Here is a 24,592-nt window from a genome sequence, read left to right on the forward strand (position 1 = left end):
CCATACAGGGACCGAGGGCAGCGCCGAAGGGCGATCTGTTTCCAGACGGCTGCGTCTGGGGCTTCGGTGGCCCAGGTGGCGCGGCTTCTACGCTGCGAATGCGAACCGGGTCTTCGAGTGGCTTCGCGATCCCCGCTATGCGCCCGACCCCGCCGCGGCCCTGCCCAGGTCAGGGGAGGCGCGCTTTCTGCCCGCAGAGCCCGTAGAGATCGTCGCGAAAACCAGGTCTGCCCCGGCAGCACCTGCGGCTCAGACCCGCATCGGGATCGGGCTGGCTGGTGGCCTCCGGATGCGGATCGATGGCCGCTACGATCCTGAAGCGCTGGCGCGGCTGATCGGGGGGGGGCTGATGATGTGATCCCGGTTCCGGCCAACATGCGGGTCTGGCTGGCGGCCGGGGTGACGGACATGCCCAAGGGCCTTGCGGCCTTGGCGGCGCAGGCGCAGGCGCAGGCGGTGCTGAAGCAGGATCCCTTCGCCGGACACCTGTTCGTCTTCCGTGGTCGCCGAGGAGACCTGGTCAAGGTCATCCGGCGGGACGGTCAGGGGCTTGCATGGTCATGAAGCGGTTGGAAGGCCGGTTCGTCTGGCCCTCGGCCAGCGAGGGCAAGGCCGCGCTGCCGGCCGCGCAGGTGTCGATGGTGACGGATGTGGCGGCCCTTGGCTGCGGGAGAATCTGCGGGGGCTGCAAGAGTAGGATTCTTGCAAGAAATACAGTGGGATGAACGTCCGGCATGTTCACCCGGACCCTGGCCCTGCCGAAAGACCCCGAGAAGCTGCGCAGCGTCACGGCGCGACGCCTGGCCGGGGCGAAGGTGCAGGCGATCCTGATCGAGAGTGACGAACGCTCCTGCGCAGCAGGATCGAGCCGTCCAGTGGCCGGATCGACGGGCAGGCATCAGCGGGCCGGGCACCGGGCGCAGCGGTCTGGTGCGTCCTCCGGGACGGGGGAGCAGTTGCAACTGGCCCTTGCGCCCCGCGAAATCGCCGCCGCCGCGATGACCGCGCGGATGAAGCTGCCGGCGGTCGAGGGAAAGGACAAACCGAAGCGCCGTCCGAGCCCGGACCACATCCCGCGATGGGGGTGGAACGGACGCCCGGCGCCGATGCCTGTGCCGATTGCGGCGGGCGCTTTCGCCGGATCGGCGAGGATGTCACCGGGGAACCGGAGCATCTCTCCGGCCGCGTCATCGGTGAACCGGATCGTCCGCCCGCGGCTGACCTGCGCCTGGCTTGCGAATGCTGCGTCCAGGCCCCGCTGCCCTCGCGCCCGATCAAGCGGGGCCGGCCCGGGTCTCCTGGCGCATGTCCTGGCCGGCAAAGACGCCGATCATCTTCCGCCGATCATCTTCCCCCAATCATCTTCCCTTTGTGTCGCCAGAGCCAGATCTTCGACCGCGAAGGGCTCGACCTGGACCGCTTCAGCCTGACCGGCCGGATCGCAAATCCGCTGCCCTGCTGGAGCCGCTGGCCGACGCCATCGGACGCCATGCCCTGTCGGCCGAAGCGATCTTTGCCGATGACACGCCCACCGGCATGCTGGCCCCTTGCACCGGCAAGACCCGGACTGCCGCCTTGGCCCATTGGTTGAAGCGGTTGCAGAGGGTCGTGTTGGGGCCATACCGCCCGGGCAGGTCGCTTCACGGCGAGCCGGCTCTCAGCATTCGGAAGACGCCGTTGGGCACGCGCCTGTCATCCACTCGCGCCACCCCGCGCGGCTTGTTGGGAAGAAGGGGTTGGATCAGGCCCCATCCGAAATCCGTCGGATCAAATCGCGCCATCCCATCCTCCATCGTCAAAGACAGTGAATCCCCAGTCAGACCGACCGAAAATCCCCTTGTGGGGACGGAACCTAGCCCAGTGCGCGGATCAGCTTGCGGTCGAGGACGCGCAGCACCTGGGCCAGGTCATGACCGCGCCTGAGGATCTGTCCGTCCATGCCGATCACAGCATAGGCGCCTCGGGCTGCGCGCAGGCGGGGGCGTTTCTCGATCCGATACAGCGGATGTTCCGCGGCACGGCGGAAGACGCTGAATACCGCCGCGTCGCGCAGGAAGGACATGCCGTAATCGCGCCACTCGCCCGCGGCCACGAAATGGCCATAGGTCGAAAGGATCAACGCCAGTTCGCGCCGGTCGAAAGTCACGCGGTCGGGCTGACCGGTCTGGGTCGGGGACTGGAAGGCCTGTGGCATGATGGGATGGTGACACCGTCCCTACCCGGAAGCAATGGCGAAAAAGGCGCCCTTGCGGCGCCTTTCCGTCAGTAGCAACTGACCTTCTCGATGCGGTCGTTGCGGCCATATTCGATGTTCAGCCGCTCGGGGCGGAAATCGGCGGTGACGGCGTCGTCGGGGCCGATCGTGCGGGTTCCGATGGGAAAGGTCATCTGGGCCAGGACGCTGCGAGGTTGGCCGACGAGGCCCTGATAGCCTTGGGCGCCGCATTCGTCGGAGGCGGGCGGCGCAGTCACGGGCACGGGCTCGCAAGCCGCGAGCAACGCGGTCGAGGCGAGGGCCGTCAGGAGGGTCGTTCTGGTCATGATGTCATCCGCAATCAATGCTTGAGATGTTACCCATGGAATCGAGACGGAACACCATGCGGTCGGGCACGTATTCCTGCGGCTCGATCCCGCGATATTCGACGACCCGGTAGCTGCGCGTGAGGCCGAGCGTGGGGATGATGCTGGCGGGCTGGCCGATGGCCGAGGCATGGCGCGCATGGCCGCAGAGGTCGGGCTTGCGTTCCTCGAGCCCGGCGATGCCGCGCGCAGCGGGGGGCGGCGGCTCGAACGATGGAGGCAGGCCCGCCACGGCCGGCGTTGCGGCCCAAGGGGCCGAGCCGGGTGCAGGCTGGGGCATCATGGCCGCTTGGCCCAGAACGGGCTGTCCGAAGGCAGGTTGGCTGATGGCGGGTTGGGGGGTGGGCATCGCCGCCGTGGATGCGGAATCCTGCATCATGGGTGCCTGTATCATCGCGGCGCCAGAGGCCGCGTGCGGCATCGCGGCCATGGGCGGCATCCGGCTTGCGGGCAGCGCGCAGCCTGCAAGGGCCATCGGAAGTGCCATTGCCATGACGGCGGATCTTGGCATCGGGTCTGCTCTCCTCGGGGGCCGGTTGGTCCGGCGCCGTTTCGGGTCATGCTAGGCCGCTGCTTGTCATTTGAGAAGCAGCCGTCTCGATCACGTTTTCATCATGTCCTGGCGGCGACAGGTTCAGGCCGCGCGCGGGCCATGAGCGCGGCACACCATGTCCGAGGTCTCGCAGGCGATCTGTGCGACGGGGTTCTCGATGACGCTGCCATCGCGGTTGGGCAGCGACAGCAGATGCAGTCCGCCGGCCAGCAGGCTGAAGGTCAGCCGTGCCAGTTGACCGCAATCCCCGGCCACGATCTGGCCGGCATCGCGCCAGGTCTCGAATGCGGCGGTCAGGGGCGCCATGATCGAATCGTCGAGCTGGCGGCGATAGGATTGCAGCAGGCCGGGAAACCGTTCCGATTCTGCCATCAGCACGCGCTGAAGCCGCAGGTGCTGGGGTCTGACAATCCACAGGCCGATATGGTTCAGCATATCGCGCAACCCCGGGTCAATCGACACGCCTTGCGCTGCCACGACCGGGGAAGAGGCAAAGGCCTGGGCCATCGCAGCTTCGAGCACTTCCTGAAACATCAGCTTCTTGTCCGGAAAATAGCTGTAGAGCGTGGCTTTGGACACACGTCCCGCCCGCGCGATGTCATCGACGCTGGCGCCTGCATAGCCGTCTCGCAGAAAGACAGCGGAGGCGCCGTCGCGCACCTGATCGAACTTGCGTCCCCGGGTGATGGTCTGTCTGTCTCTCATGACTTTACGTTACCTCTTGAAACCGCCTTGATACAAAATGCGGCCGGTTGCCTCTAATACGTTGTGGGACTTTTGCAGTTCATAAAAAGTTACTGTTCGACAAGAAGTTTGAATATCTGCATCTGTCCGCATCGAGCCATATACGGTCTGTTCCATCGAATTGTTGCACTCGAAGAACGAAACGGTTCGGTTCCATGTTGCTCAAAATGGTGGCAGGAATGGCGCCTCTGGCATAGCCTTGGGGCCGGGCGCATCCCGGCGCCCTGATCAGCAAGGAAAAAGCCCATGTCCGTTACCAAGGCATCCTTTCGAGACTCGGTCGATCGAATGTTCTCTCATGCGGCCAGTCTCATGGAGTTGGCGCCGGGGCTGGAAGAAAAGATCCGCGTCTGCAATTCGACCTATGTCGTCAGGTTCGGGGTCCGGCTGCGCGGCCAGATCCACACATTCACCGGCTATCGCTCCGTTCATTCCGAACATATGGAGCCCGTCAAGGGCGGCATCCGCTATTCGCTGGACGTGAATCAGGACGAGGTCGAGGCGCTGGCCGCGCTGATGACCTACAAATGCGCGCTGGTCGAGGTGCCGTTCGGCGGCTCGAAGGGGGGGCTCTGCATCGACCCTCGCGCCTGGAGCGAGGAAGAGCTGGAGCGGATCACCCGCCGCTTTACCTATGAATTGTCGCGAAGGAACCTGATCTCGCCCAGCCAGAACGTGCCGGCGCCCGACATGGGCACGGGCGAGCGCGAGATGGCCTGGATGGCGGATGCCTACAAGCGTCTGCACCCGGACGACATCAACGCCAAGGCCTGCGTTACCGGCAAGCCGCGCAGCGCGGGCGGGATCGACGGGCGCGTCGAGGCGACGGGGCGCGGCGTGCAATATGCGCTGCGCGAGTTCTTCCGCCATGACGACGTGATGGCCAGGGCCGGGCTGGCGGGCACCCTGGCAGGCAAGCGGGTGATCGTGCAGGGTCTGGGCAATGTGGGCTATCACGCCGCCCAGTTCCTGTCGGCCGAGGACAAGGCGCTTGTGACCTGCGTGATCGAGCGCGACGGCGTCATCCGCAACCCGCAGGGCATCAATATCGACGCGCTGCGCGGACATATCCGCGCCACCGGGGGCGTCAGGGGCTTTGCTGGCGGCGATTTCAGCGAGGACGGTCTGCGCGCGCTGGAGGACGAATGCGACATCCTCATTCCGGCGGCGGTGGAAAGCGTGATCGACCGCGACAATGCCGCGCGCCTCAAGTGCCGCCTGATCATCGAGGCCGCGAACGGCCCCGTCACTGCCGATGCCGACGAGATCCTGCGCGACAAGGGTGTGGTGATCATCCCTGACATGTATGCCAATGCCGGCGGCGTGACCGTGTCCTATTTCGAATGGGTCAAGAACCTGTCGCAGATCAGCCTGGGCCGCCTGGAGCGCCGCCACGAGGAAGCCCGCGCCCGAATGCTGGTCGAGGAGCTGGAGCGGCTGTCCGCCGATACCGGGCTGAACTGGACGCTGTCGAAGGGGTTCAAGGAAAGCTTCCTGACCGGCGCGGATGAGCTGGAGCTGGTGCGGTCGGGGCTGGATGACACGATGCGCACGTCGTTCCAGAAGATGAAGGAGGTCTGGGTCAACAATCCGCGCGTCACCGACATGCGGACGGCGGCCTATGTGGTGGCGATTCGGCGGATCTCGAACGTTTACAATTCGCTTGGGCTGTGATTGCGGCGTTCCAGGGGGAGGAGGGGTTGCAGGGGAGGGATTGCAGGGGGCTGCCCCCGTCGCGTGCCACGACTTCCCCTTGGTTATTTACGCCAAGGCAAAGGACAGGTCAGTCGCGAGGAGCGGCGGCGCGGCGGAGGCGGTCGTTGATCGCGCGGCCCAGGCCGTGATCGGGGATCGGGGCGACCGAGATCGGGCGCCCGATTGCATCGGCGCGGCGTAGCAGGTCGAAGAGGCGGGCGGCGGCCTCGGTCAGGTCTCCGCTGGCAGAAAGGCTGAGCGGGCCGGGCGTGCCGAAAGCCAGGTGCGTCTCGTCCGGGCGGGGTTCCGCGTTCAGCCGCAGGGGCGCCCTGGGCGCGTAGTGGCTGGTCAGCTGGCCGGGCGCGTTCGGGGCCGAGGGGTCGGCCTCGTGCCGGGCGAGGGACTGGCCGAGCGCGGCCTGGATCGTCTCGGCGGGGATGCCGCCGGGCCGCAGCAGGGTGGCGCGCCCCTCGGGCCAGCCGATGATCGTGGATTCGAGACCCACCGGGCAGGGGCCGCCATCGAGCACCGCGGCGATGCGACCGTCGAGGCCGGTGTCGCGGTCCAGCACGTGATCCGCCGTGGTCGGGCTGATCCGGCCGGAGGCATTGGCCGAGGGCGCCGCGAGCGGCAGGCCCGAGGCGCGCAGCAGCGCCTGCGCGACGGGATGGGCGGGCACGCGCAGTCCGATCGTGTCCAGCCCCGCCGTCACCAGCGAGGCGATGCCCGCATCCGCGCGCAGCGGCAGCACCATCGTCAGCGGCCCGGGCCAGAAGGCGTAGGCCAAAGTCAGCGCCTGCGCTGGCAGAGTCGCAATGGCCCGGGCTGCGGCAAGGTCAGGAATGTGGACGATCAGAGGATTGAAGCTGGGCCTGCCCTTGGCGTGATAGATGCGCGCCACTGCCCCGCCGTCGCGGGCATTGGCGGCAAGGCCATAGACGGTCTCGGTCGGGATCGCCACGCACTCGCCCCGCGTCAGCAGGGCGGCCGCCTGGGCAATGCCGTCATCGTCGGGGATCAGGCGGAGGGTCTGCATTCGTGACGCGGGGTTTCGGTTGAGCCATGGGATTTGGCGGCCCAATATGGCCGATGATTGCGGTGATAGTCGCGCCGGGCCGGGATGCCAAGGCGCAGGGGGGACCAGATGAGCTTCAAGGCGCCGGTGACGCAGATCGACTTTATCCTGAACCATGTCGTGCCGTTTCGCGATGTCGCGGCGACCGACCGCTTTGCCGAGGCGACGCCCGAGACGGCCAGCGCGATCCTGGACGAGGCAGGCAAGCTGTGTTCCAACATCCTTGCGCCTCTGAACCGAAGCGGCGATCAGACCCCCGCGCGGCTGGAGAACGGGGTCGTGCGCTCCTCGCCTGGCTATGCCGAGGGGTTTCGGGCCATTGCCGAGGGCGGCTGGATCGGCGTCTCGGCCGATCCCGAATATGGCGGGATGGGCTTGCCGCAAGCCCTGAACATGGCCGTGGCCGAGATGATGTCGGGCGCCTGCCTGTCGCTGCAGCTGAACCCGCTGCTGACCCAGGGCCAGATCGAGGCGCTTGAGCATCATGCGAGCGACGCGCTGAAGGCATTGTATCTGCCCAGGCTCATCAGCGGCGAATGGTCGGGGACCATGAACCTGACCGAACCCGGCGCGGGCAGCGATGTCGGCGCGCTGACAACGCGGGCCGAGGCCGCGGGCGACGGCACCTACCGGATCAGCGGGCAGAAGATCTACATCACCTGGGGCGACAGCGACGTGACCGCGAATGTGTGCCATCTGGTGCTGGCGCGGCTGCCGGGGGCGCCCAAGGGGACTCGCGGCATCAGCCTGTTCATGGTGCCGAAATTCCTGCCCGACGAACAGGGTCAGCCGGGCGTTGCCAACAGCCTCAAGGTCGTCAGCCTGGAACACAAGCTGGGCATTCATGGCAGCCCGACCTGCGTGATGTCCTACGAGAATGCCACCGGCTGGCTGGTGGGCGAGGAAAACAAGGGCATGGCCGCGATGTTCACCATGATGAACTGCGCCCGTCTGGGCGTGGGGATGCAGGGTGTCGGCGTGGCTGAGGCCGCGCTGCAGAAGGCCGTGGCTTATGCCCAGGAGCGCAATCAGATGGGTCCGATCATCCAGCACCCCGATGTGCGCCGGATGCTGGCCACCGCGCGGGCCGAGATCTTTGCCGCCCGCGCCATCGGTCTGGCCTGCGCCACCGCCATCGACATGGAGCGCGCGACCGGCGATGCCGATCAGGCCGCCCGCGCGGCCTTCCTGACGCCCATCGCCAAGGCCTATGGCACCGATGTCGGCATCCGCGTGGCCGATACGGGCGTGCAGGTCCATGGCGGCATGGGCTATGTCGAGGAAACCGGCGCGGCGCAGTATCTGCGCGATGTGCGGATCACCTCGATCTACGAAGGGACGAACGGGATTCAGGCGATGGATCTGGTCGGCCGCAAGCTGTCGGATGGCGGCGAGGCCGCGATGCGCCTGCTGGACGAGGTGCTGGACGGCGCGAAATCGGCGCAGGCCGCCCATCCCGATCTGGCCCATCAGCTGTGGCAGGCCGCCGAGACCCTGCGCGAGGCGACGCTGTCCCTGCTGGAGCGTGACCTGCCGGTGCGCTTTGCGGGCGCGCTGCCTTATCTCAACGCCTTTGCGCGGGTGCTGGGCGGGCATTATCACTTGCGCGCCGCGCTGGCCGGGGGGGAATCGCATCGGGCGCTGGCGCGGGTGTTCATGCTGCGCGTCCTGCCGCGCAATGCCGGCGACCTGGCCGAGGCGTTAGCCGGGCTGGACGATCTGACCGGCATCGCCGACGCGGCCCTGGCGGGCGATTTCGCGGCGTGATCCGCAGCCCCTTTCCGGCGCCTCCCAATGAGGGCGCAGCCATCGCGGTCGCCCCCGGCATCCTGTGGATGCGGCTGCCCCTGCCGATGGCGCTGGATCACGTGAACGTCTATGCGCTGGAAGATGCCGAGGGCTGGACCATCGTCGATACCGGCATGGACAGTCGCCGCACGCGCGCCATCTGGGAAAGCCTGCTGGCGGGACCGCTGGCCGGGCGGCCGGTCACGCGGGTCATCGGCACGCATCACCATCCCGACCATATCGGCCTTGCGGGCTGGTTCCTGGCGCGCGGCGCGCGGCTGGCCATGAGCCGCACGGCATGGCTGATGGCGCGGATGCTGGTGCTGGACGAACAGGACCGCCCCACGCCCGAGGCGCTGGATTTCTGGCGCCGCGCCGGGATGCCCTCTGAGTTGCTCGCCCGGCGGGCGCGCGAACGGCCCTTCAACTTTGCCGATATCGTGCATCCGTTGCCCCCCGGCTATGCCCGCCTGACCGAGGGGCAGGTGCTGACCATCGGCGCGCGGCGCTGGCGGGTGGCGATGGGGCATGGCCATGCGCCCTGCCATGTCACGCTGTGGTCGCAGGACGATGCGGTCGTGATCGGGGGCGATCAGCTTCTGCCGGGCATCTCGCCCAATCTGGGGGTCTATCCGACCGAGCCCGAGGCCGACCCGGTCGGCGAATGGCTGGAAAGCTGCGCGAGGCTGGCGACCCTTGCGCGCGACGACCAGTTGGTGCTGCCGGGCCACAAGCTGCCCTTCACCGGTCTGCCCTTTCGGCTGTCGCAACTGATCCAGAATCATCATGCGGCTCTGGACCGTCTGCGTGCCGCCCTGGCCGAGGCGCCTCGCAGCGCGGTGGATTGCTTCGACATCCTCTTTCGTCGCGGCATCGCCGAATCGGAATTCGGGCTGGCCCTGGTCGAGGCGGTGGCGCATCTGAACCACCTGGCCCGCGCCGAAGTGATCCGCCCCGTGGCCGAAAGCGACGGCGCGGTGCTGTGGGGGGCGTGACAGCTTTGTCCCGATGGTCTATCGGAAACCGAACGCTTGCAGGAGGACGACAGACATGGCCGATCTCGACAACAAACCCGGCGCGACGCAGGGCACGATGGACCTGACCGAACACAAGAAAACCTTTGCCGGGTTTATCAAGGGTGTGACCTGGGTAACGATCCTGTCGCTGGTCGTGCTGATCTTCCTGGCTCTGGCGAATTCCTGAGGCGCGGGGTCTCATGAAACGTCGTGCCTTTCTGGCCGCCGCGCTGCCGGCGGGGCTGGCCGCTTGCGGTGTCGAACATGTCTGGGCGACCGATGAGGAGGTGCGCCGCGCGCGCTATGTCTCGGATCAGCCGCCCTCGATCACGCTGCTGACCGTTATCGGCATCCCGCGCGGCGAAGGGGGACATTCGGCGCTGATGTTCAATGGCAGTCAGCGCGTGATCTATGATCCGGCGGGAAGCTGGCACCATCCACGCATCCCTGAACGCGGCGATGTTCTCTACGGGATCACCGACAATTTTCGGGCATTCTACATTGATTACCACGCCCGCTCGACCTATTGGGTGGCCGAGGATACGGTGCTGGTCCCGCGCGAGATTGCCGACCTGGGCATCCGCAGCGCCGAACAGAACGGCCCCGGGCGCCGCAGCTTCTGCGCGATCGAATGTGGCCGGGTGCTGCGTCGTGTCCCGGGCTTCGAGGGCGCACCGGTCGGCTTTTCGCCGCTGCGCCTGCGCCGGTGGTTCCTGACCCTGCCCAATGTCCAGACGCGCCGTCACTATGACGGCGACCCGGCGAACAATCACGACGTGCTGATGCGCCAGCAGGACGGCACGATCATCGGCGCGATGGGTCCGGTTCAGGGCAGGATGTAAAGCAGCCCGAACAGCGTTCCGCCGCCTGCAAGAATGGCCAGCATGACGTTGCGGGTCAGCACCCCCACCCCCAGGGTCGCCAGGGCAGCAGCCATGCGGGCGGGGTCGGGCTGGCCGTCGGTCGCGGCGGGCCAGACGACCAGCGGCGCGACCAGAGCGGGCAGCACCGCAACCGGCGTGTAGCGCAGAAGCCGCAGCACCCAGCCTGCCATCACGCGCCCGCCAAGCGCGCCCAGAAAGGACCAGCGGATCAGATAGGTTCCCACCCCCAGAAGGATGATGACCGTCCAGATGTCCTGACCCGAGGTCATGTGCGGCTCCTTTCGGTCAAGGTCTCGACAAGGGCGCCCGCGGCCATGCCAAGCGGCGCCGCGATCAGCAGCCCCAGCCCCGAGGGCAGCCCCGCCAGCAGCAGCGCGGCCAGCACCGCCACGAAGCAGGCCGCCAGATGCGCCGCCGTCCGCAGCATCGGCGCGATCATCGCGATGAAGGTGATGGGCATGGCGAAATCCAGCGCGATCTCTTCGGGGATGGCCTGGCCGATCGTCGCACCCAGCCAGCTTCCGATCATCCAGGGCAGGCAGAGGACGACCGCCGTTCCTGCAAAATAGGCCAGACGCTGCTGCATCGAAAGGCCCGGATGGCGTTCGTAATGCTGGATGGCCAGCGCATAGGTCTGGTCGATCAGCACATAGGCCAGACCCGCCCGCTGCGCCGGGCTGGCCTGGCCCAGCCACGGCACCAGAGAGGCCGAATACATCGCCATCCGCAGGTTGACCGCCAATCCCGACAGGATCACGACGATGACCGGGGCATTGTCCGACAGGAGCTGCACGGCGGTGAATTGCGACGCGCCTGCAAGGACCAGCACGGAAAAGCCCATGACCTGCGCCACGTCCATCCCGGCCTCCAGCGCGACCACACCGAACAGGATCGCGAAGGGCACGATCACGATCAGGAACGGCAGGGATTGCACGACCCCGTGCCAGAAGGCCTGACGCGGGCTGCGCGCCAGCGCCCGGGCCGAGACCGCGTCATGGGCGGCCTGCCGATGGCGCGGCCGTGGTTCGGGAGAAGGGGACATCCTGCTTTCGCCTGTCAGCGTCATCGCAACGTTCGTTGCACGATGCGCAAGACTTGGCAAGCCGCCGGATCAGCCGAAGCTGCCCGTCGCCCGCCCCAGCAGCATGAAGGCCCGTCCCGAACGGCTGTCGCCCAGCACTGCGATCTGCAAATCGTCCAGTTCTGGCACCAGCCGGGTCAGAAGCCCATCGAAATGGCGCAGGAAATGGTGGGCAGCGTCGCGGAACACCTCGTCCTCGCGCAGCATGGACGCGGCGGTCTGCAAGGCGTCGGGATCGTCGATCCCGCCAAGGGCGGCGACGGCACTGCCGCGTTGGCCCTCGGCAAAGCGGCGCCAGGCGGCAGCGGGGGGCGGAGCAGGGGGCAGCATGTCCATATAGATGTCACGCCCCGCCAGCAGCGTGACCACATCCTGCGCGGCGCGAATGACGCGGGAATTGTCCTGATCGCGCAACGCGGCGCGCAGGGCCTCGATTGCCTCGTGGTCGTCGGGGCCGTCAGGAAAGTTCAACGCCCGGATCAGCGTGCCTGCATCGACCGGCTGCGAGGGGGGCGCCTCAAAGCGCATCGCCGCCTGTCGCTGGTCTCCGGCCGGGCGCGGGCGGGGCCGCGGTTGCGCCTGTGTGGGTTCGGGCCGCGCCTCGGGCTGCGCTTTGGCCCGCGCCTCGGGCTGTGCTTCGGGCTGCGGCTGGGGTGTGGGCGCGCCGCGCAGGTCGGGCCGAATCGCATCAAGTTGGCGGCGCAGTTCCGCGGCCTCGGCACGCAGCAGGGCCAGCGCGCGCGCCATCGCAACGCCCATCCAGACCAACACCAGGGGCAGCACGACACCAAAGGCCGAAACCAGCCGCGTCACACCGCCCCGTTGCGCTTCGGCCGGAGGTCCGAGCAGCCAGAACAGCAGAACCAGCAGCAGCCAGACACCCGACAGCGCAAGGCCCAGTCCGGTCAGCGCATCGCGGCGCGCAAGGCTGGCAAGTCTGGCGGCCAGGGTCATGCGGGTCACTCGTAGCGGATGCGGAGGATCTCGTAGCTGCGCTGGCCGCCGGGCGTGGTGACCTCGACGCTGTCGCCCTCGTCCTTGCCGATCAGTGCACGCGCCAAGGGCGAACGGACGTTCAGCAGGCCGCGTTCGATATCGGCCTCGGCCTCGCCCACGATCTGATAGCTGCGCTCCTCCTCGGTATCCTCGTCGATCAGATCGACGGTGGCGCCGAACTTGACGCTGCCCGACAGTTTCGCGGGGTCGATGACCTCGGCACGGGACAGGATCGATTCGAGTTCCTTGATGCGCCCTTCGATGAAGCCCTGCTTTTCCCGCGCGGCGTGGTATTCGGCGTTCTCGGACAGATCGCCGTGCTCGCGCGCCTCGGCGATGGCACGGATGATGGCGGGACGTTCCCTGGATTTCAGTTCGCCCAGTTCGGCTTCCAGCGTCTGAAAGCCCCTGCGGGTCATCGGTATCTTGTCCATCGCTGCCCTGTCCTTTTGCGGGATGCGCCCCTTGCGGGTTCTGGTGTCATTCGGGCTTCAAGCCAACGCCCCCGCCATCTGGATGGCAGGGGCGCTGACCCGATTTGCCATATCGTGACCCCAAATTCCGCGCCAATGCAAGACTGTGCCCGTGCAAGCGCGCCGATTTCGGCCGATTTCGTCCCCGCGTCACGATTGCCCCGCGCGGGCTTGCGTATTACCTGTGTGACAAGCCAGACGCCAAGGGGAGGTTGCCAGCGCATGACCGACGAGACCCAGATCATCCGCGAGTCGATGGATTATGATGTCGTGATCGTGGGCGCCGGCCCCGCGGGCCTGTCTGCGGCGATCCGTCTGAAGCAGCTTGACGCGGATCTTTCGGTCGTGGTGCTGGAGAAGGGCTCCGAGGTGGGGGCGCATATCCTGTCGGGCGCGGTGCTTGACCCGTCTGGTCTGGACCGGCTGATCCCGGACTGGCGCGAGAAGGGCGCGCCCGTGACGACCGAGGTGACCGACGACAATTTCTACATCCTGGGCGAGGCGGGGCAGGTCCGTGTGCCGAACTGGCCGATGCCGCCCCTGATGTCGAACCACGGCAATTACATCGTCAGCATGGGCAATGTCTGCCGCTGGCTGGCTGAACAGGCCGAGGCCTTGGGCGTCGAGATCTTCCCCGGCATGGCCGCCAGCGAAGTGGTCTGGGAAGGCAATCGCGTCAAGGGCGTCGTCGCCGGCGAGTTCGGCCGGAACCCTGACGGCAGCATCGGTGATGCCTATGAGCCGGGCATGGAATTGAACGGCAAATACGTCTTTATCGCCGAGGGCGTGCGCGGCAGCCTCGCCAAGCAGATCGACGCGCGGTTGAATCTGAGCGCGGGCAGCGACGCGCAGAAATACGGCATCGGCATGAAGGAGATCTGGGAGGTCTCCCCCGACAAGTTCCGCAAGGGCCGGGTCGTGCACACGATGGGCTGGCCCCTGGGCCGGAATGCGGGCGGCGGCAGCTTCATCTATCACCTTGAGAACAATCAGGTTCTGGTCGGATTCGTGGTCCATCTGAACTACGCGAATCCGTATCTGTATCCCTATATGGAATTCCAGCGCTTCAAGCATCACCCGATGGTGGCCGAGCTGCTGGAGGGCGCCAAGCGCGTGGCCTATGGCGCGCGGGCAATCAGCGAAGGGGGCTGGCAATCGCTACCGCAGCTATCCTTCGAGGGCGGCGTGCTTCTGGGCTGCTCGGCGGGGATGGTCAATGTGCCGCGCATCAAGGGCAACCACAACGCCATGCATTCCGGGATCGAGGCCGCCGAGGCGGCTGCGGCCGCAATCAAGGCGGGCCGCCAGGGCGACCGGCTGACCGATTACGACACCGCCGTGCGCGGCGGTGTGATCGGATCCGATCTGAAGAAGGTTCGCAACGTCAAGCCGATGTGGTCGAAGCTGGGCCTCTCGGCCAGCCTGATGCTGGGCGGGGTGGATATGTGGGTGGCGAACCTGACGGGCTGGAACCCGTTTGGCACCTGGACACACGGCAAGTCGGATGCGGCGGCAACGGGCAAGGCGGCCGATCACAAGCCGATCGACTACCCACGCCCGGACGGCAAGCTGTCGTTCGATCGGCTGACCAATGTGGCATTCAGTTTCACCAATCACGAGGAAAGCCAGCCCTGCCATCTGAAGCTGCGCGATCCCTCTGTGCCGATCCGCGTGAACCTGCCCGAATATGCCGAACCGGCGCAACGCTATTGCCCCGCGGGCGTCTATGAGGTGGTCGAGGATTCCGACGGGCCGCGCTTTGTCATCAACTTTCAGAACTGCGTCCATTGCAAGACCTGCGACATCAAGGATCCCAGCCAGAACATCGTCTGGACCACGCCGCAGGGCGGCGACGGACCCAATTACCCGAACATGTGATGCAGGATCGGGGGGCGAGGCGTTGCGATACCCCTGGCCCAGGGCTAGGCTGGAACAAACGCCATTGTGATTTCCGAAGGCTCGTTTGTGACCCAGAGACCTGCACGCCGCCCGTGGATTGCCGCCGCGCTTCTGGCCCTGATGGCGGGGCCAACCCTGGCGGATGACGCGCCCGCCCCCGCAACTGCGCCGATGATGCGCGGGCTGGCCGGCCCCTATCTGGCCGCCCGCATGGCCACGGTCGAAAACGATTTTCTGGCCGCCGCCCGCTATTACGCACGGGCCTTGGCGCAGGATCCGTCGGACCCCTATCTGCAGGACAGCGCGCTGGTGGCCCTTGCCTCGGCGGGGCAGGTGGACCGCGCGGTCGCCTATGCCGAAACCATGCTGACCGAGGCAGGCGGTGGCACCGAATTCGCCACCCTGATGCGGCGCAGCCAGCTGATCCGCGAGGGGAATTGGGACGCACTGCTGGCCTATCTGGACGAGCGCCACGGCACCGACATGCCGATCTCAGAAGATCTGATGGACGGCACGATCCGGGCCTGGGCGCTTCTGGGGGCCGGCCGCGCCTCGGATTCGCTGGAGGCGTTTCGCCAGATGGCGGCCGACGCAAGCATCGCGCCGGTGGTGAACTATCACCTGGCGCTGGCCCTGGCGCTGGTCGGCGATTACGAGGGCGCCGATGCCATGCTGGACCAGGCCGACGCCAGCGGCCACCTGCTGGGCCTGACCGCCCGCGCGCAGATCCTGGCGCAGCTGGATCGGCGCGACGAGGCGGTCGAGATGCTGGACGCCCTTCCGGGACTGGAGGCCGAGCCGCAACTGATGGCCTTGCGCGCCGCGCTGATCGCCGGCGAGCCCGTCGCCTTTGACGTGGTGACGGGCCCCGCCGACGGGATCGCGCAGCTTTTCCTGGCCTTTGCCTCGGCCCTGTCGGGCGGGCCGGACCCCGAGCCTCTGTCACTGATCCATGCGCGGCTGGCCGTCTGGCTGCAACCCGAGAATACCGAGGCGCGCCTGCTGGTCGCCCAGCTTCTGCAGGAACGTCAGCAATTCGATCTGGCCGAGGAGGAATACGAGGCCGTGCGTGCCCAGGGCCAGGTCCGCCCGGTGGCCGAATTGTCGCGCATCGACGCGCTGTCGCGGGGCGGGCGACGAGCCGAGGCCGAAAAGGCGGCCCTGGCACTGACCGCGGCCTATCCTGATCTGGCGCAGGCCTGGGTCGCGCTTGGCGATGTGCTGCGGATGCAGGAAAAACACGCGATGGCCGTCCCCGCCTATGACAAGGCGCTGTCGCTTCTGGCCGATGCGCCGCCTCAGGCGCGGTGGTTCCCGCTTTATGCCCGCGGCATCGCGCTGGAACGGTCGGGCCAGTTCGACCGGGCCGAGGCCGATCTTCTGGCCGCCATCGAGATCCGCGACGACAATGCCAGCCTGCTGAACTACCTCGGCTATTCCTGGATCGACCGGAACATCCAGCTTGAACGCGGCCTCGACCTGATCAAGCGCGCGGTCGAATTGTCGCCTGATGACGGTTATATCCTCGATTCCCTGGGCTGGGCCTATTTCCGGCTGGGCCGCTACGAAGACGCGGTCGCCCCGATGGAGCGTGCGATCGCCACGATGGCCGCGGACCCGCTGGTGAACGACCATCTGGGCGACATCTACTGGATGGTGGGTCGTGAGCGCGAGGCACAGATCCAGTGGAAACGCGCGCTGTCGCTGGAACCGACCGAAAGCGGCGAGGTCGATCCCGCCCGGATCCGCGACAAGCTGGAGAGGGGGCTGGATGCGGTGATGGCCGACGAAGCCGCCCTGACCAAGGGACGCACCCCGCCCGGTCCGCAAAACGTCGCCGACACGTCCGAAGCCGCAGAATGACCACGGCGTTGACGCTGGTCGAAGAGGCTCCGGCCAAGCTGAACCTGGCGCTGCATGTCACGGGCAGGCGTGCGGACGGCTATCATCTGCTGGATTCGCTGGTCTGCTTTGCGGCAATGGGCGACCGGATCGAACTGGCGCCCGGCCCGCTGTCGCTGGCGATCGACGGCCCCTTTTCGGCCGGGCTGGCGGTGTCGGGCGATAATCTTTGCCTGCGCGCCGCAAGGCTGGCGGGGGCAGAGGCTGCGATCCGGCTGACCAAGAACCTGCCTGTGTCCTCGGGGATCGGGGGCGGGTCGGCGGATGCGGCGGCGGTGCTGCGCGGGCTTGCGCGGATGGGCCATCCGTTGCCCGCGCAACCTCAGGCGCTTGGTGCGGATGTGCCGGTCTGCCTGGCCTCGGAGACGGCGCGAATGCAGGGGATTGGCGAGGTCTTGTCGCCGGTGCCGCCGCTGCCACGTTTCTGGATGGTGCTGGTCAATCCCGGCGTCGCCCTGTCCACGCCGCAGGTCTTTGCAGCGCTGGAGCGGCGCGACAACCCGGCGCTGCCGCCCTTGCCGCGCCTGCACGATCTGGCGGCGCTGACCGGCTGGCTGGCGCTGACGCGCAACGATCTGCAACCGCCCGCGATTGCCTGCGCGCCCGTCATCGCCTCGGTGCTGGACGCGCTGCGGTCCGAGGGCGCGGCCTTTGCGCGGATGTCGGGATCGGGGGCGACCTGTTTCGGGCTGTTCGACGTGGCCGGGCGGGCGCAGGCGGCGGCTGCGTCACTCGCGCGCCACGGCTGGTGGTCGGTCGCGACGGAACTGGCATCCCCTGCCGCGCGCCGCTAATGTGCCGCTGAACTCTCAGGAGGATGACATGCTGCGCCTTGGCGTCAATATCGACCACGTCGCCACGATCCGCAACGCGCGAGGCACGCCTTGGCCCGACCCTCTGCGGGCCGCGCTGCTGGCGCAATCGGCGGGCGCCGACGGCATCACCGCCCATCTGCGCGAGGATCGCCGCCATATCGGTGATGCCGATATCGAGGCTCTGATCGAGGCGCTGACCTTGCCGCTGAACCTGGAGATGGCTGCCACTGCCGAAATGCAGGCCATCGCGCTGCGCCACCGCCCGCACGCCGTCTGCATCGTCCCCGAACGCCGCGAAGAGCGCACGACCGAAGGCGGTCTGGACGTTGCCGGAAACCAGGCGATGCTGGCCGATTTCATCGCGCCCCTGCGCGAGGCGGGCTGCCGCGTGTCGCTGTTCATCGGCCACCAGCCTGCCCAGATCGAGGCGGCCGTCCGCATCGGCGCCGCCGTGGTCGAGTTGCATACCGGCGCCTATTGCGATCTGGACACCGAAGGCCGCCACGCCGAACGTGACGCCGAACTGGACGCCCTGCGCGAGGGCGCGCGTCTGGCCCACAGCCTGGGGCTGGAGGTCCATGCGGGCCACGGCCTGACCTATGACACGGTTGGTCCCATCGCTGCGATCCCGGAACTGGCGGAATTGAATATCGGGCATTTCCTGATCTCGGAATCGGTGTTCCTGGGCCTTGACGGTGCGATCCGCGAGATGCGCGCGCGCATGGATGCGGCCCGCGCGGCATGATCCTGGGCATCGGCACGGATCTGGCCAATATCGACCGTATCCAGAACACGCTGGACCGGTTCGGCGACCGCTTCCTCAACCGCGTCTTTACCGAACGCGAATTGTCGCGCGCCACCGCTCGCGCGCATGAGGCCGCGACACTGGCCAAGCGTTGGGCTGCGAAAGAGGCCTGTTCCAAGGCGCTTGGCACGGGGCTGACCATGGGTATTTCCTGGCGCGACATGGCGGTGTCGAACCTGCGGACTGGCCAGCCGGTAATGGAACTGACCGGATGGGCCGCCGATCGCCTGGCCGAGATGACGCCCCCCGGCCACCGCGCCATCATCCATGTCACTCTGACCGACGATCACCCCTGGGCGCAGGCCTTCGTTGTCATCGAGGCTCGCCCTGACCCCGACGCCAGCCCCGAGAGCCCGGCCACGCTTGACTTTCGCCCCGTCGCGGGACCATGAACACCCCCACGCGGCCGCGCGCCGCCCGGCATCACGAAGGAAACACAGCGAATGGCAAGCAAGGCAGGCGCCAGGAAGGAAGGCATCTGGGAGACGGTCAGGACCATCTTCTGGGCGCTGGTGATCGCGGGCATCTTCCGCACGCTGTTCTTCCAGCCCTTCTGGATCCCTTCGGGCAGCATGAAGGACACGTTGCTGATCGGTGACTTCCTGTTCGTCAACAAGATGGCCTATGGCTATTCGGCACATTCCTGCCCCTTCTCGATGTGCCCAATCACCGGCCGCATCCTCGAACGCGCGCCTGAACGCGGCGATGTCGCGGTGTTCCGCCATCCGACCCGCAATGTGGACTTCATCAAGCGTGTGATCGGCCTGCCCGGAGACACGGTGCAGATGCGCGGCGGCCGTCTGTGGCTGAACGGTGAGCCGGTGCCCACAACCCCGGCCGGCCAGTTCGTCGAGATCAAGGAGCAGCAAGGGCCGCAGGGCCTGATTCCGCGTTGTGTCAATGACCCGGTCGGCGCAGGCGGACAATGCGTCAAGGAACGTTTCATCGAAACGCTGCCCGGCGGGCGCAGCCATTCGATCCTGAACATCACCGATGGCTGGGTCGCCGACGACACGCCGACCTTCACCGTGCCCGAAGGCCATTATTTCTTCATGGGCGACAACCGCGACAATTCAGAGGATTCGCGCTTTCCGGCCGAAATCGGCGGACTGGGCTTCGTCCCGGCAGAGTTCCTGATCGGGCGCGCTGACCGGATCATGTTCTCGTCGGCGGGCCGGTCGCTGCTGTTCTTCTGGACCTGGCGTTCGGACCGCTTCTTCAAGGCGATCGAGTGACGCCTTCCGCCGAAATCCGGGCCTTCATGGCCCGGCTGGGCCACGAATTCGCCCGGCCCGAATTGCTGCTGCGCGCGCTGACGCATGGCTCGATCGCCAGCGCGACAAGGCCCGACAATCAGCGTCTGGAATTTCTGGGCGACCGGGTTCTGGGGCTGGTGATTGCCGATGCGCTCTATCATTCGGACCGCAAGGCCAGCGAAGGACAGCTTGCGCCGCGCTACAATGCGCTGGTGCGCGGCGAAACCTGCGCCGACATTGCCCGCCAGATCGGTCTGGGCGAGGTTCTGAAGCTCGGCCGCTCCGAGATGCTGTCGGGCGGCCGCCGCAAGGAGGCGCTGCTGGCCGACGCGATGGAGGCGGTTCTGGCCGCGATCTATCTGGATGCCGGACTTGATGTGGCGCGGCGGATCATCCTGACGCTCTGGGCGGACCGGCTGGACAGCGTGGCCGATGATGCCCGCGATGCCAAGACCGCGCTGCAGGAATGGGCGCAGGCGCAGGGTATGCCGCCGCCCAGCTATGAAGAGACCGAGCGTAGCGGACCCGATCATGCGCCGGTTTTCCTGATCACCGTGCGCCTGGCCGACGGACGCAAGGCCCAGGCGCGCGGCGCGGGCACGAAACGCAGCATCGAACAGGCCGCCGCCCGCGCCCTGCTTGACCGGCTGGAGACATCGACATGACCGATATTACAACCCGCGCGGGCTTCGTCGCCCTGATCGGCGAACCGAATGCCGGGAAATCCACGCTGCTGAACCAGATGGTCGGCGCCAAGGTCTCGATCGTGACGCACAAGGTCCAGACGACGCGCGCCCGCATCCGCGGCATCGCCGTCCACGAGGCCAGCCAGATCGTCTTTGTCGATACGCCCGGCATCTTTCGCCCCCGCCGCAGGCTGGATCGCAGCATGGTCGCGGCCGCATGGGGCGGGGCGTCCGACGCCGACCTGATCCTGTTGCTGATCGAGGCGCATCGCGGCCTGACCGAGGGCGTGCAGGCCATCATCGACCAGCTCAAGCAGCTTGGCCAGAATGTTCCGGTCGCGCTGGTCATCAACAAGATCGACCGCGTCAAGGCCGAGGTGCTGCTGGCCCTGTCGCAGAAGATGAACGAGGCCTTTCCCTTTGTCCGGACCTTCATGATCTCGGCCGAAAAGGGCTATGGCTGCGGCGATCTGCGCGACTGGCTGGCCGGAGCGCTGCCCGAGGGGCCGTGGCTTTACCCCGAGGACCAGATCGCCGACCTGCCCATGCGGATGATCGCCGCCGAGATCACGCGCGAGAAGCTGACCCTGCGCCTGCACGAGGAAATCCCCTATCAGCTGACCGTCGAGACCGAGGCCTGGGAAGAGAAAACCGACGGCAGCGCGCGGGTCGAACAGGTTGTCTATGTCGCCCGCCCGGGCCACAAGGGCATCGTGCTGGGCCGCGGCGGCGAGACGATCAAGGCCGTGGGCCAGGCCGCCCGTGCCGAGCTTGAGGAATTCATGGGGCGGCGTGTTCATCTGTTCCTTCAGGTCCGCGTGCGCGAGAACTGGCTGAACGAGGCCGAGCGCTATGACGAGATGGGTCTGAACTTCAAGGACGGAGATGGCTGAGGCCCGGCTTGCGGCGGGTTTGTGGGTTTCGGCCTATCTGGCGCGTCTGGGGCTGGCCAACATTCCCGCCTATGTGACCGCACGCGGCGATGACGTGGCGGGCGCGGTCATGGTCAAATGCGCGCATCTGGACGGGCAGGCGACATTGTGGTCGCGCGAATGGGACTTCGAGACCGATACCCGCCGCTGGGTCGCGGCTCGGACCGGCCCGGAACACGAGATCGACGCCATCATTGCCCGCCAGCGCGCTTGCGATCCCGACCTGTGGGTGATCGAAATCGAGAACCGCGAAGGGCGCACCCTTCTGGGGGATGAGGGGCTGGGTTAGGCGCTGGCGCCTGCCGAGCTTGCAGCTTATGCAATCGGCATGAGCACAGCCGACACCGATTCGCCCCGTGGCCTTGCCTATGCCGTTTCGGCCTATGTGCTGTGGGGCTTCCTGCCGCTTTACATGAAGCTGCTGGACCATGTGCCCCCGGCCGAGATCATCGCTCACCGCGTCCTGTGGTCGCTGCCCATCGCGGGGGGTGTGCTGCTGTGGCAGCGGCGGCAGGGCGATCTGCTGGCGGCCTTGCGGCAGCCGCGGCTGCTGGCGATGGCGGCGCTGACGGCGGCGCTGATATCGGTCAACTGGCTGATCTATGTCTGGGCCATCGTGAACGATCACGCGCTGGACGCGGCACTTGGCTATTACATCAACCCGCTGTTCAGCATCTTTCTGGGCGCGACCCTGTTGAAGGAAAAGCTGTCGCGGGCCCAGATGGCGGCGGTGGCGCTGGCGGGGGCTGCGGTCCTGGTGCTGACAATGCGGGCGGGCAGCCTGCCCATCGTGGCGATCGCGCTGATGCTGACCTGGGCGGCCTATGCGCTGTGCAAGAAACAACTGCCGCTTGGCCCCAATCAAGGCTTCACGCTGGAGGTGCTGTTGCTTTTGCCCTTCGCTGCCGGGTTCCTGATCTGGCTGGCGGCGACAGGGCAAGGGCATTTCGGTGCCCTCGACTGGCAGACGGCGATGCTGCTGGGTGCGGGGCCGGCCACGGCGATCCCGCTGCTGTTTTATGCCAACGGCGCCAAGCTGACGCGGCTTTCGACCATCGGCATCCTGCAATATATCTCGCCCACGATGATCTTTCTCTGCGCAGTGCTGGTCTTTGGTGAGGTGCTGGACCCGGCGCGGATGATCGCCTTTCCGATGATCTGGGCGGCGCTGGCCATCTATTCGGTGACGCTGATCCAGCAGGCTGGGGCGCGGCGGCGCGACCGGCGCAATGCCACGAAGCGGATGCAATAAGGGCGGACGCCTGCGCGCCCGGCCCGTTTGTCGCGGCGCGATGGCCGGTCAGTTGTATCTGCGGATCTCGCCCGATTTCAGGCGCGCCAGATAGCTGTTCATCTCGGCCTTGACGATCGGCATCAGCAGGTAAAGCGCCAGGATGTTGACCACCGCCATGGCGAAGATCGCCGCATCCGAGAAGTCGATCACCGCGCTCAGGCTGGAGGCCGCGCCGATGATGACGAAAAAGCAGAACAGCAGCTTGAAGATCAGTTCTTTCGTCTGACCCTCGCCGAACAGGAAGGTCCAGGCTTTCAGCCCGTAATAGCTCCACGAAATCATCGTCGAGAAGGCAAACAGCACCACCGCCAGGACCAGCACATAGCGGAACCAGCCGAAGGCGCTGCTGAACGCGTCCGAAGTCAGCGCGACACCCGAATTGCCGGTGACGGTCTGGATCTGCGTTCCGGCCTCGTTCAGCACGAAAAGCCCGGTTGCGGGATCGCTGACCAGCTGGCCGGTGATGATGATGACCAGCGCGGTCATGGTGCAGATCACGACCGTGTCGATGAACGGCTCCAGCAGCGACACGAAGCCCTCGCTGGCCGGTTCCTTGGTGCGCACGGCACTGTGCGCGATGGCGGCCGAGCCAACCCCCGCCTCGTTCGAGAAGGCCGCGCGGCGGAAGCCCTGGATCAGCGCGCCGATCATGCCGCCCACGACGCCGTCATTGGTGAAGGCGCCGACGAAGATCTGGCGGAACGCCGATCCGATCATGTCGTAGTTCATGCCGATGATGATCAGCGCCGTTCCGACATAGATCGCCGCCATGAAGGGAACGACCTTTTCGGTGACGCGGGCGATGGATTTCAGCCCGCCGACGATGACCAGGAACACGATCGTCGCCATCACGACGCCGGTGATCCAGCCCGGATAGAAGGGCACGACGGTTGTGATCATGGCATGGGCCTGGTTGGCCTGGAACATGTTGCCGCCGCCGAAGCTGCCCAGGATGCAGAAGATCGCGAACAGCACGGCCATGATCTTGCCGCCCGGCAGGCCGCGTTCCCTGAAGCCCTTGACCATGTAATACATCGGCCCGCCCGAGACGGTGCCATCAGCATATTCGTTGCGGTATTTCACGCCCAGGGTGCATTCGGTGAACTTGGACGCCATGCCCAGCAGGCCGGCCAGGATCATCCAGAAGGTCGCGCCCGGACCGCCGATGCTGACCGCCACCGCGACGCCCGCGATGTTGCCCAGACCCACCGTCCCCGACAGGGCGGTGGTCAGGGCCTGAAAATGGCTGACCTCGCCCGCGTCGTTCGGGTCGGAATAGTCGCCCCGGACCAGATGGATCGAATGGCGGAAGGCGCGGAACTGGATGAACCCGAAATAGAGCGTGAAGACCGTGGCTCCCGCGACCAGCCAGGCCACGATCCAGGGGAAGCTGGTCCCTGGAAAGTTCGAGAAGATGATGTTCACGAACCAGGTCGTGGTGGCGGCAAAGAAGCCGTCAATCGCGGTGTCCAGCCCCTGGGCGCGTGCCGGCAGCGTGGCCATAATCAGCGCCAGGGCGGTCGCAGGCAGGCTATGCGCCATGTTCTTGATGTTGTGTTTCATTCTTTTTCTCCCTGTTCCGCCGGTCACGGCACGATGACCACCGGCACGGGCGATGCCTGTGCCAGCGTCGCCGCGACCGAGCCGAAGATGCGCGCGGCAAAGCCCGAATGGCCCATGCGACCGATGATCAGCATGGCGGCATCCTCTTCCTTGGCGATGCGCGCCATTGTTTCGGCGATGTGCCCATAGCGCAGCACGGTGGCGACGGGAATCCCCGCCTGTTCCACCTGGGCCACGACGGGGGCCAGGATGGCGGTTTCGGCGCGTTGCAATTCCTCGGTGCGACGGCGGTGGCGTTCCTCGATCTCGCTTGGGGTCAGGAAGCTGTAGGGCGACCATTCCAGCACATGCGCGATGACGATGCTGTTGCCTTCGGCCTTCGCGCGGGCCATGGCGAAGTCCAGCGCGCGTCGGGCCGTTTCGCTGCCGTCATAGCCGACGACGATCTTGCGTGTCATATGTCCCTCACCTGTTGGTTCTTGTCCTCGGGTCCATAGCCGAAAGGATAGGCACGCCACGGCGGACCGCGCCAGAAAAAAAGGTCACGGCGCCGTG

General features: G+C 66.7%; 28 protein-coding genes and 2 pseudogenes. 18 read left to right on the forward strand and 12 right to left on the reverse strand.

From position 1 onward, the window contains the following. The 3 genes and pseudogenes from KY389_RS08810 to KY389_RS15840 all read left to right on the forward strand — a co-directional run. Nucleotides 1-358, forward strand: a pseudogene (locus tag KY389_RS08810) (hypothetical protein); the annotation flags it as partial. Further along, on the forward strand, nucleotides 355-564 hold the full coding sequence (tnpB, locus tag KY389_RS15835; RefSeq protein ID WP_425517165.1) for an IS66 family insertion sequence element accessory protein TnpB: 210 nt from the start codon (nucleotides 355-357) through the stop codon (nucleotides 562-564). The pseudogene KY389_RS08810 and the gene tnpB, both read left to right, overlap by 4 nt. A 170-nt stretch (nucleotides 565-734) precedes the next feature. Continuing rightward, a complete protein-coding gene (locus tag KY389_RS15840; RefSeq protein ID WP_219830535.1) occupies nucleotides 735-1,430 on the forward strand; it encodes a hypothetical protein in 696 nt (231 codons plus the stop codon). A 135-nt stretch (nucleotides 1,431-1,565) separates the two neighbouring features. Here KY389_RS15840 and KY389_RS15360 read toward each other — a convergent pair. From KY389_RS15360 to KY389_RS08840, 5 genes and pseudogenes are all read right to left on the reverse strand, one after another. Continuing rightward, nucleotides 1,566-1,781, reverse strand: a pseudogene (locus KY389_RS15360) (transposase); the annotation flags it as partial. A 71-nt stretch (nucleotides 1,782-1,852) separates the two neighbouring features. Next, nucleotides 1,853-2,194: a DUF2794 domain-containing protein gene (locus tag KY389_RS08825; RefSeq protein ID WP_219830536.1), complete on the reverse strand. Its 342-nt coding sequence runs from the start codon at nucleotides 2,192-2,194 to the stop codon at nucleotides 1,853-1,855. 68 nt (nucleotides 2,195-2,262) lie between these two features. Then, nucleotides 2,263-2,541 (reverse strand): I78 family peptidase inhibitor, encoded by a 279-nt coding sequence (locus tag KY389_RS08830; RefSeq protein WP_219830537.1) that lies wholly within the window; start codon nucleotides 2,539-2,541, stop codon nucleotides 2,263-2,265. 4 nt (nucleotides 2,542-2,545) lie between these two features. Beyond that, nucleotides 2,546-3,091 (reverse strand): hypothetical protein, encoded by a 546-nt coding sequence (locus KY389_RS15365; protein WP_246588042.1) that lies wholly within the window; start codon nucleotides 3,089-3,091, stop codon nucleotides 2,546-2,548. 123 nt (nucleotides 3,092-3,214) lie between these two features. After that, nucleotides 3,215-3,838, reverse strand: coding sequence for a TetR/AcrR family transcriptional regulator (locus tag KY389_RS08840; protein WP_219830538.1), 624 nt, complete (start codon nucleotides 3,836-3,838; stop codon nucleotides 3,215-3,217). A gap of 285 nt (nucleotides 3,839-4,123) precedes the next feature. Here KY389_RS08840 and KY389_RS08845 point away from each other — a divergent pair, with 285 nt between their 5' ends. Further along, complete coding sequence (locus KY389_RS08845) at nucleotides 4,124-5,551, forward strand: Glu/Leu/Phe/Val family dehydrogenase (RefSeq protein WP_219830539.1); 1,428 nt, start codon at nucleotides 4,124-4,126, stop codon at nucleotides 5,549-5,551. 109 nt (nucleotides 5,552-5,660) lie between these two features. On the opposite strand, the gene KY389_RS08850 is transcribed toward KY389_RS08845, so the two are convergent. Continuing rightward, nucleotides 5,661-6,608, reverse strand: coding sequence for an L-threonylcarbamoyladenylate synthase (locus KY389_RS08850; protein ID WP_219830540.1), 948 nt, complete (start codon nucleotides 6,606-6,608; stop codon nucleotides 5,661-5,663). A 108-nt stretch (nucleotides 6,609-6,716) separates the two neighbouring features. Between KY389_RS08850 and KY389_RS08855 the strand changes: the two genes are divergently transcribed. Genes KY389_RS08855 through KY389_RS08870 form a run of 4 tightly spaced genes read left to right on the forward strand, consistent with a single transcriptional unit; the run spans nucleotide 6,717 to nucleotide 10,293 of the window. Beyond that, on the forward strand, nucleotides 6,717-8,414 hold the full coding sequence (locus KY389_RS08855; RefSeq protein ID WP_219830542.1) for an acyl-CoA dehydrogenase: 1,698 nt from the start codon (nucleotides 6,717-6,719) through the stop codon (nucleotides 8,412-8,414). Beyond that, the gene (locus KY389_RS08860) at nucleotides 8,411-9,430 is read left to right on the forward strand and encodes an MBL fold metallo-hydrolase (protein ID WP_343222934.1); all 1,020 of its coding nucleotides are present in this window, start codon (nucleotides 8,411-8,413) and stop codon (nucleotides 9,428-9,430) included. The genes KY389_RS08855 and KY389_RS08860 overlap by 4 nt, the downstream gene beginning before the upstream one ends. A 55-nt stretch (nucleotides 9,431-9,485) precedes the next feature. Then, nucleotides 9,486-9,638 carry an aa3-type cytochrome c oxidase subunit IV gene (locus tag KY389_RS08865; protein ID WP_219830543.1) on the forward strand — a complete coding sequence of 51 codons (153 nt, stop codon included), beginning with the start codon at nucleotides 9,486-9,488 and terminating at the stop codon, nucleotides 9,636-9,638. Nucleotides 9,639-9,651: 13 nt separating this feature from the next. Next, entirely contained in the window at nucleotides 9,652-10,293 is a 642-nt protein-coding gene (locus KY389_RS08870) for a hypothetical protein (RefSeq protein WP_219830544.1), read from the forward strand. On the opposite strand, the gene KY389_RS08875 is transcribed toward KY389_RS08870, so the two are convergent. The 4 genes from KY389_RS08875 to greA form a co-directional block, all read right to left on the reverse strand. Beyond that, nucleotides 10,278-10,604 carry an AzlD domain-containing protein gene (locus KY389_RS08875; protein WP_219830545.1) on the reverse strand — a complete coding sequence of 109 codons (327 nt, stop codon included), beginning with the start codon at nucleotides 10,602-10,604 and terminating at the stop codon, nucleotides 10,278-10,280. The two genes, KY389_RS08870 and KY389_RS08875, sit on opposite strands and share 16 nt — an antisense overlap. Further along, a complete protein-coding gene (locus KY389_RS08880; protein ID WP_219830546.1) occupies nucleotides 10,601-11,377 on the reverse strand; it encodes an AzlC family ABC transporter permease in 777 nt (258 codons plus the stop codon). Before KY389_RS08880 ends, KY389_RS08875 begins: the two co-directional genes overlap by 4 nt. 69 nt (nucleotides 11,378-11,446) lie before the next feature. Continuing rightward, entirely contained in the window at nucleotides 11,447-12,370 is a 924-nt protein-coding gene (locus KY389_RS08885; RefSeq protein WP_425517172.1) for a hypothetical protein, read from the reverse strand. 5 nt (nucleotides 12,371-12,375) lie between these two features. After that, nucleotides 12,376-12,846, reverse strand: a complete 471-nt coding sequence (gene greA, locus KY389_RS08890) for a transcription elongation factor GreA (protein WP_219830549.1) — start codon at nucleotides 12,844-12,846, stop codon at nucleotides 12,376-12,378. A gap of 261 nt (nucleotides 12,847-13,107) precedes the next feature. Here greA and KY389_RS08895 point away from each other — a divergent pair, with 261 nt between their 5' ends. From KY389_RS08895 to rarD, 10 genes are all read left to right on the forward strand, one after another. Beyond that, nucleotides 13,108-14,763, forward strand: coding sequence for an electron transfer flavoprotein-ubiquinone oxidoreductase (locus KY389_RS08895; RefSeq protein ID WP_219830550.1), 1,656 nt, complete (start codon nucleotides 13,108-13,110; stop codon nucleotides 14,761-14,763). Between the two features lie 87 nt (nucleotides 14,764-14,850). Next, nucleotides 14,851-16,647 carry a tetratricopeptide repeat protein gene (locus tag KY389_RS08900; RefSeq protein WP_343222935.1) on the forward strand — a complete coding sequence of 599 codons (1,797 nt, stop codon included), beginning with the start codon at nucleotides 14,851-14,853 and terminating at the stop codon, nucleotides 16,645-16,647. Beyond that, a complete protein-coding gene (locus KY389_RS08905; protein ID WP_219830552.1) occupies nucleotides 16,644-17,480 on the forward strand; it encodes a 4-(cytidine 5'-diphospho)-2-C-methyl-D-erythritol kinase in 837 nt (278 codons plus the stop codon). The genes KY389_RS08900 and KY389_RS08905 overlap by 4 nt, the downstream gene beginning before the upstream one ends. 28 nt (nucleotides 17,481-17,508) lie before the next feature. Then, on the forward strand, nucleotides 17,509-18,246 hold the full coding sequence (locus tag KY389_RS08910; RefSeq protein WP_219830553.1) for a pyridoxine 5'-phosphate synthase: 738 nt from the start codon (nucleotides 17,509-17,511) through the stop codon (nucleotides 18,244-18,246). Beyond that, nucleotides 18,243-18,698 (forward strand): holo-ACP synthase, encoded by a 456-nt coding sequence (gene acpS / locus KY389_RS08915; protein ID WP_219830554.1) that lies wholly within the window; start codon nucleotides 18,243-18,245, stop codon nucleotides 18,696-18,698. The genes KY389_RS08910 and acpS overlap by 4 nt, the downstream gene beginning before the upstream one ends. A 51-nt stretch (nucleotides 18,699-18,749) precedes the next feature. Further along, the gene (lepB, locus tag KY389_RS08920) at nucleotides 18,750-19,541 is read left to right on the forward strand and encodes a signal peptidase I (protein ID WP_219830556.1); all 792 of its coding nucleotides are present in this window, start codon (nucleotides 18,750-18,752) and stop codon (nucleotides 19,539-19,541) included. 26 nt (nucleotides 19,542-19,567) lie between these two features. Next, nucleotides 19,568-20,227 (forward strand): ribonuclease III, encoded by a 660-nt coding sequence (gene rnc, locus KY389_RS08925; RefSeq protein ID WP_246588045.1) that lies wholly within the window; start codon nucleotides 19,568-19,570, stop codon nucleotides 20,225-20,227. Further along, nucleotides 20,224-21,141, forward strand: a complete 918-nt coding sequence (era, locus tag KY389_RS08930; protein WP_219830558.1) for a GTPase Era — start codon at nucleotides 20,224-20,226, stop codon at nucleotides 21,139-21,141. The genes rnc and era overlap by 4 nt, the downstream gene beginning before the upstream one ends. Then, nucleotides 21,134-21,469: a DUF1491 family protein gene (locus KY389_RS08935; RefSeq protein WP_219830560.1), complete on the forward strand. Its 336-nt coding sequence runs from the start codon at nucleotides 21,134-21,136 to the stop codon at nucleotides 21,467-21,469. Before era ends, KY389_RS08935 begins: the two co-directional genes overlap by 8 nt. A 39-nt stretch (nucleotides 21,470-21,508) precedes the next feature. Beyond that, on the forward strand, nucleotides 21,509-22,432 hold the full coding sequence (gene rarD, locus KY389_RS08940) for an EamA family transporter RarD (protein WP_219830561.1): 924 nt from the start codon (nucleotides 21,509-21,511) through the stop codon (nucleotides 22,430-22,432). A 48-nt stretch (nucleotides 22,433-22,480) separates the two neighbouring features. On the opposite strand, the gene KY389_RS08945 is transcribed toward rarD, so the two are convergent. Together KY389_RS08945 and KY389_RS08950 are read right to left on the reverse strand one after the other, a co-directional pair. Beyond that, nucleotides 22,481-24,016 carry an alanine/glycine:cation symporter family protein gene (locus tag KY389_RS08945; protein ID WP_246588046.1) on the reverse strand — a complete coding sequence of 512 codons (1,536 nt, stop codon included), beginning with the start codon at nucleotides 24,014-24,016 and terminating at the stop codon, nucleotides 22,481-22,483. Nucleotides 24,017-24,060: 44 nt separating this feature from the next. Then, nucleotides 24,061-24,495 (reverse strand): universal stress protein, encoded by a 435-nt coding sequence (locus tag KY389_RS08950; protein WP_219830564.1) that lies wholly within the window; start codon nucleotides 24,493-24,495, stop codon nucleotides 24,061-24,063. Between the last annotated feature and the right edge of the window lie 97 nt (nucleotides 24,496-24,592).

The organism is Paracoccus bogoriensis (assembly GCF_019431455.1).
Lineage (GTDB): Bacteria > Pseudomonadota > Alphaproteobacteria > Rhodobacterales > Rhodobacteraceae > Paracoccus > Paracoccus bogoriensis.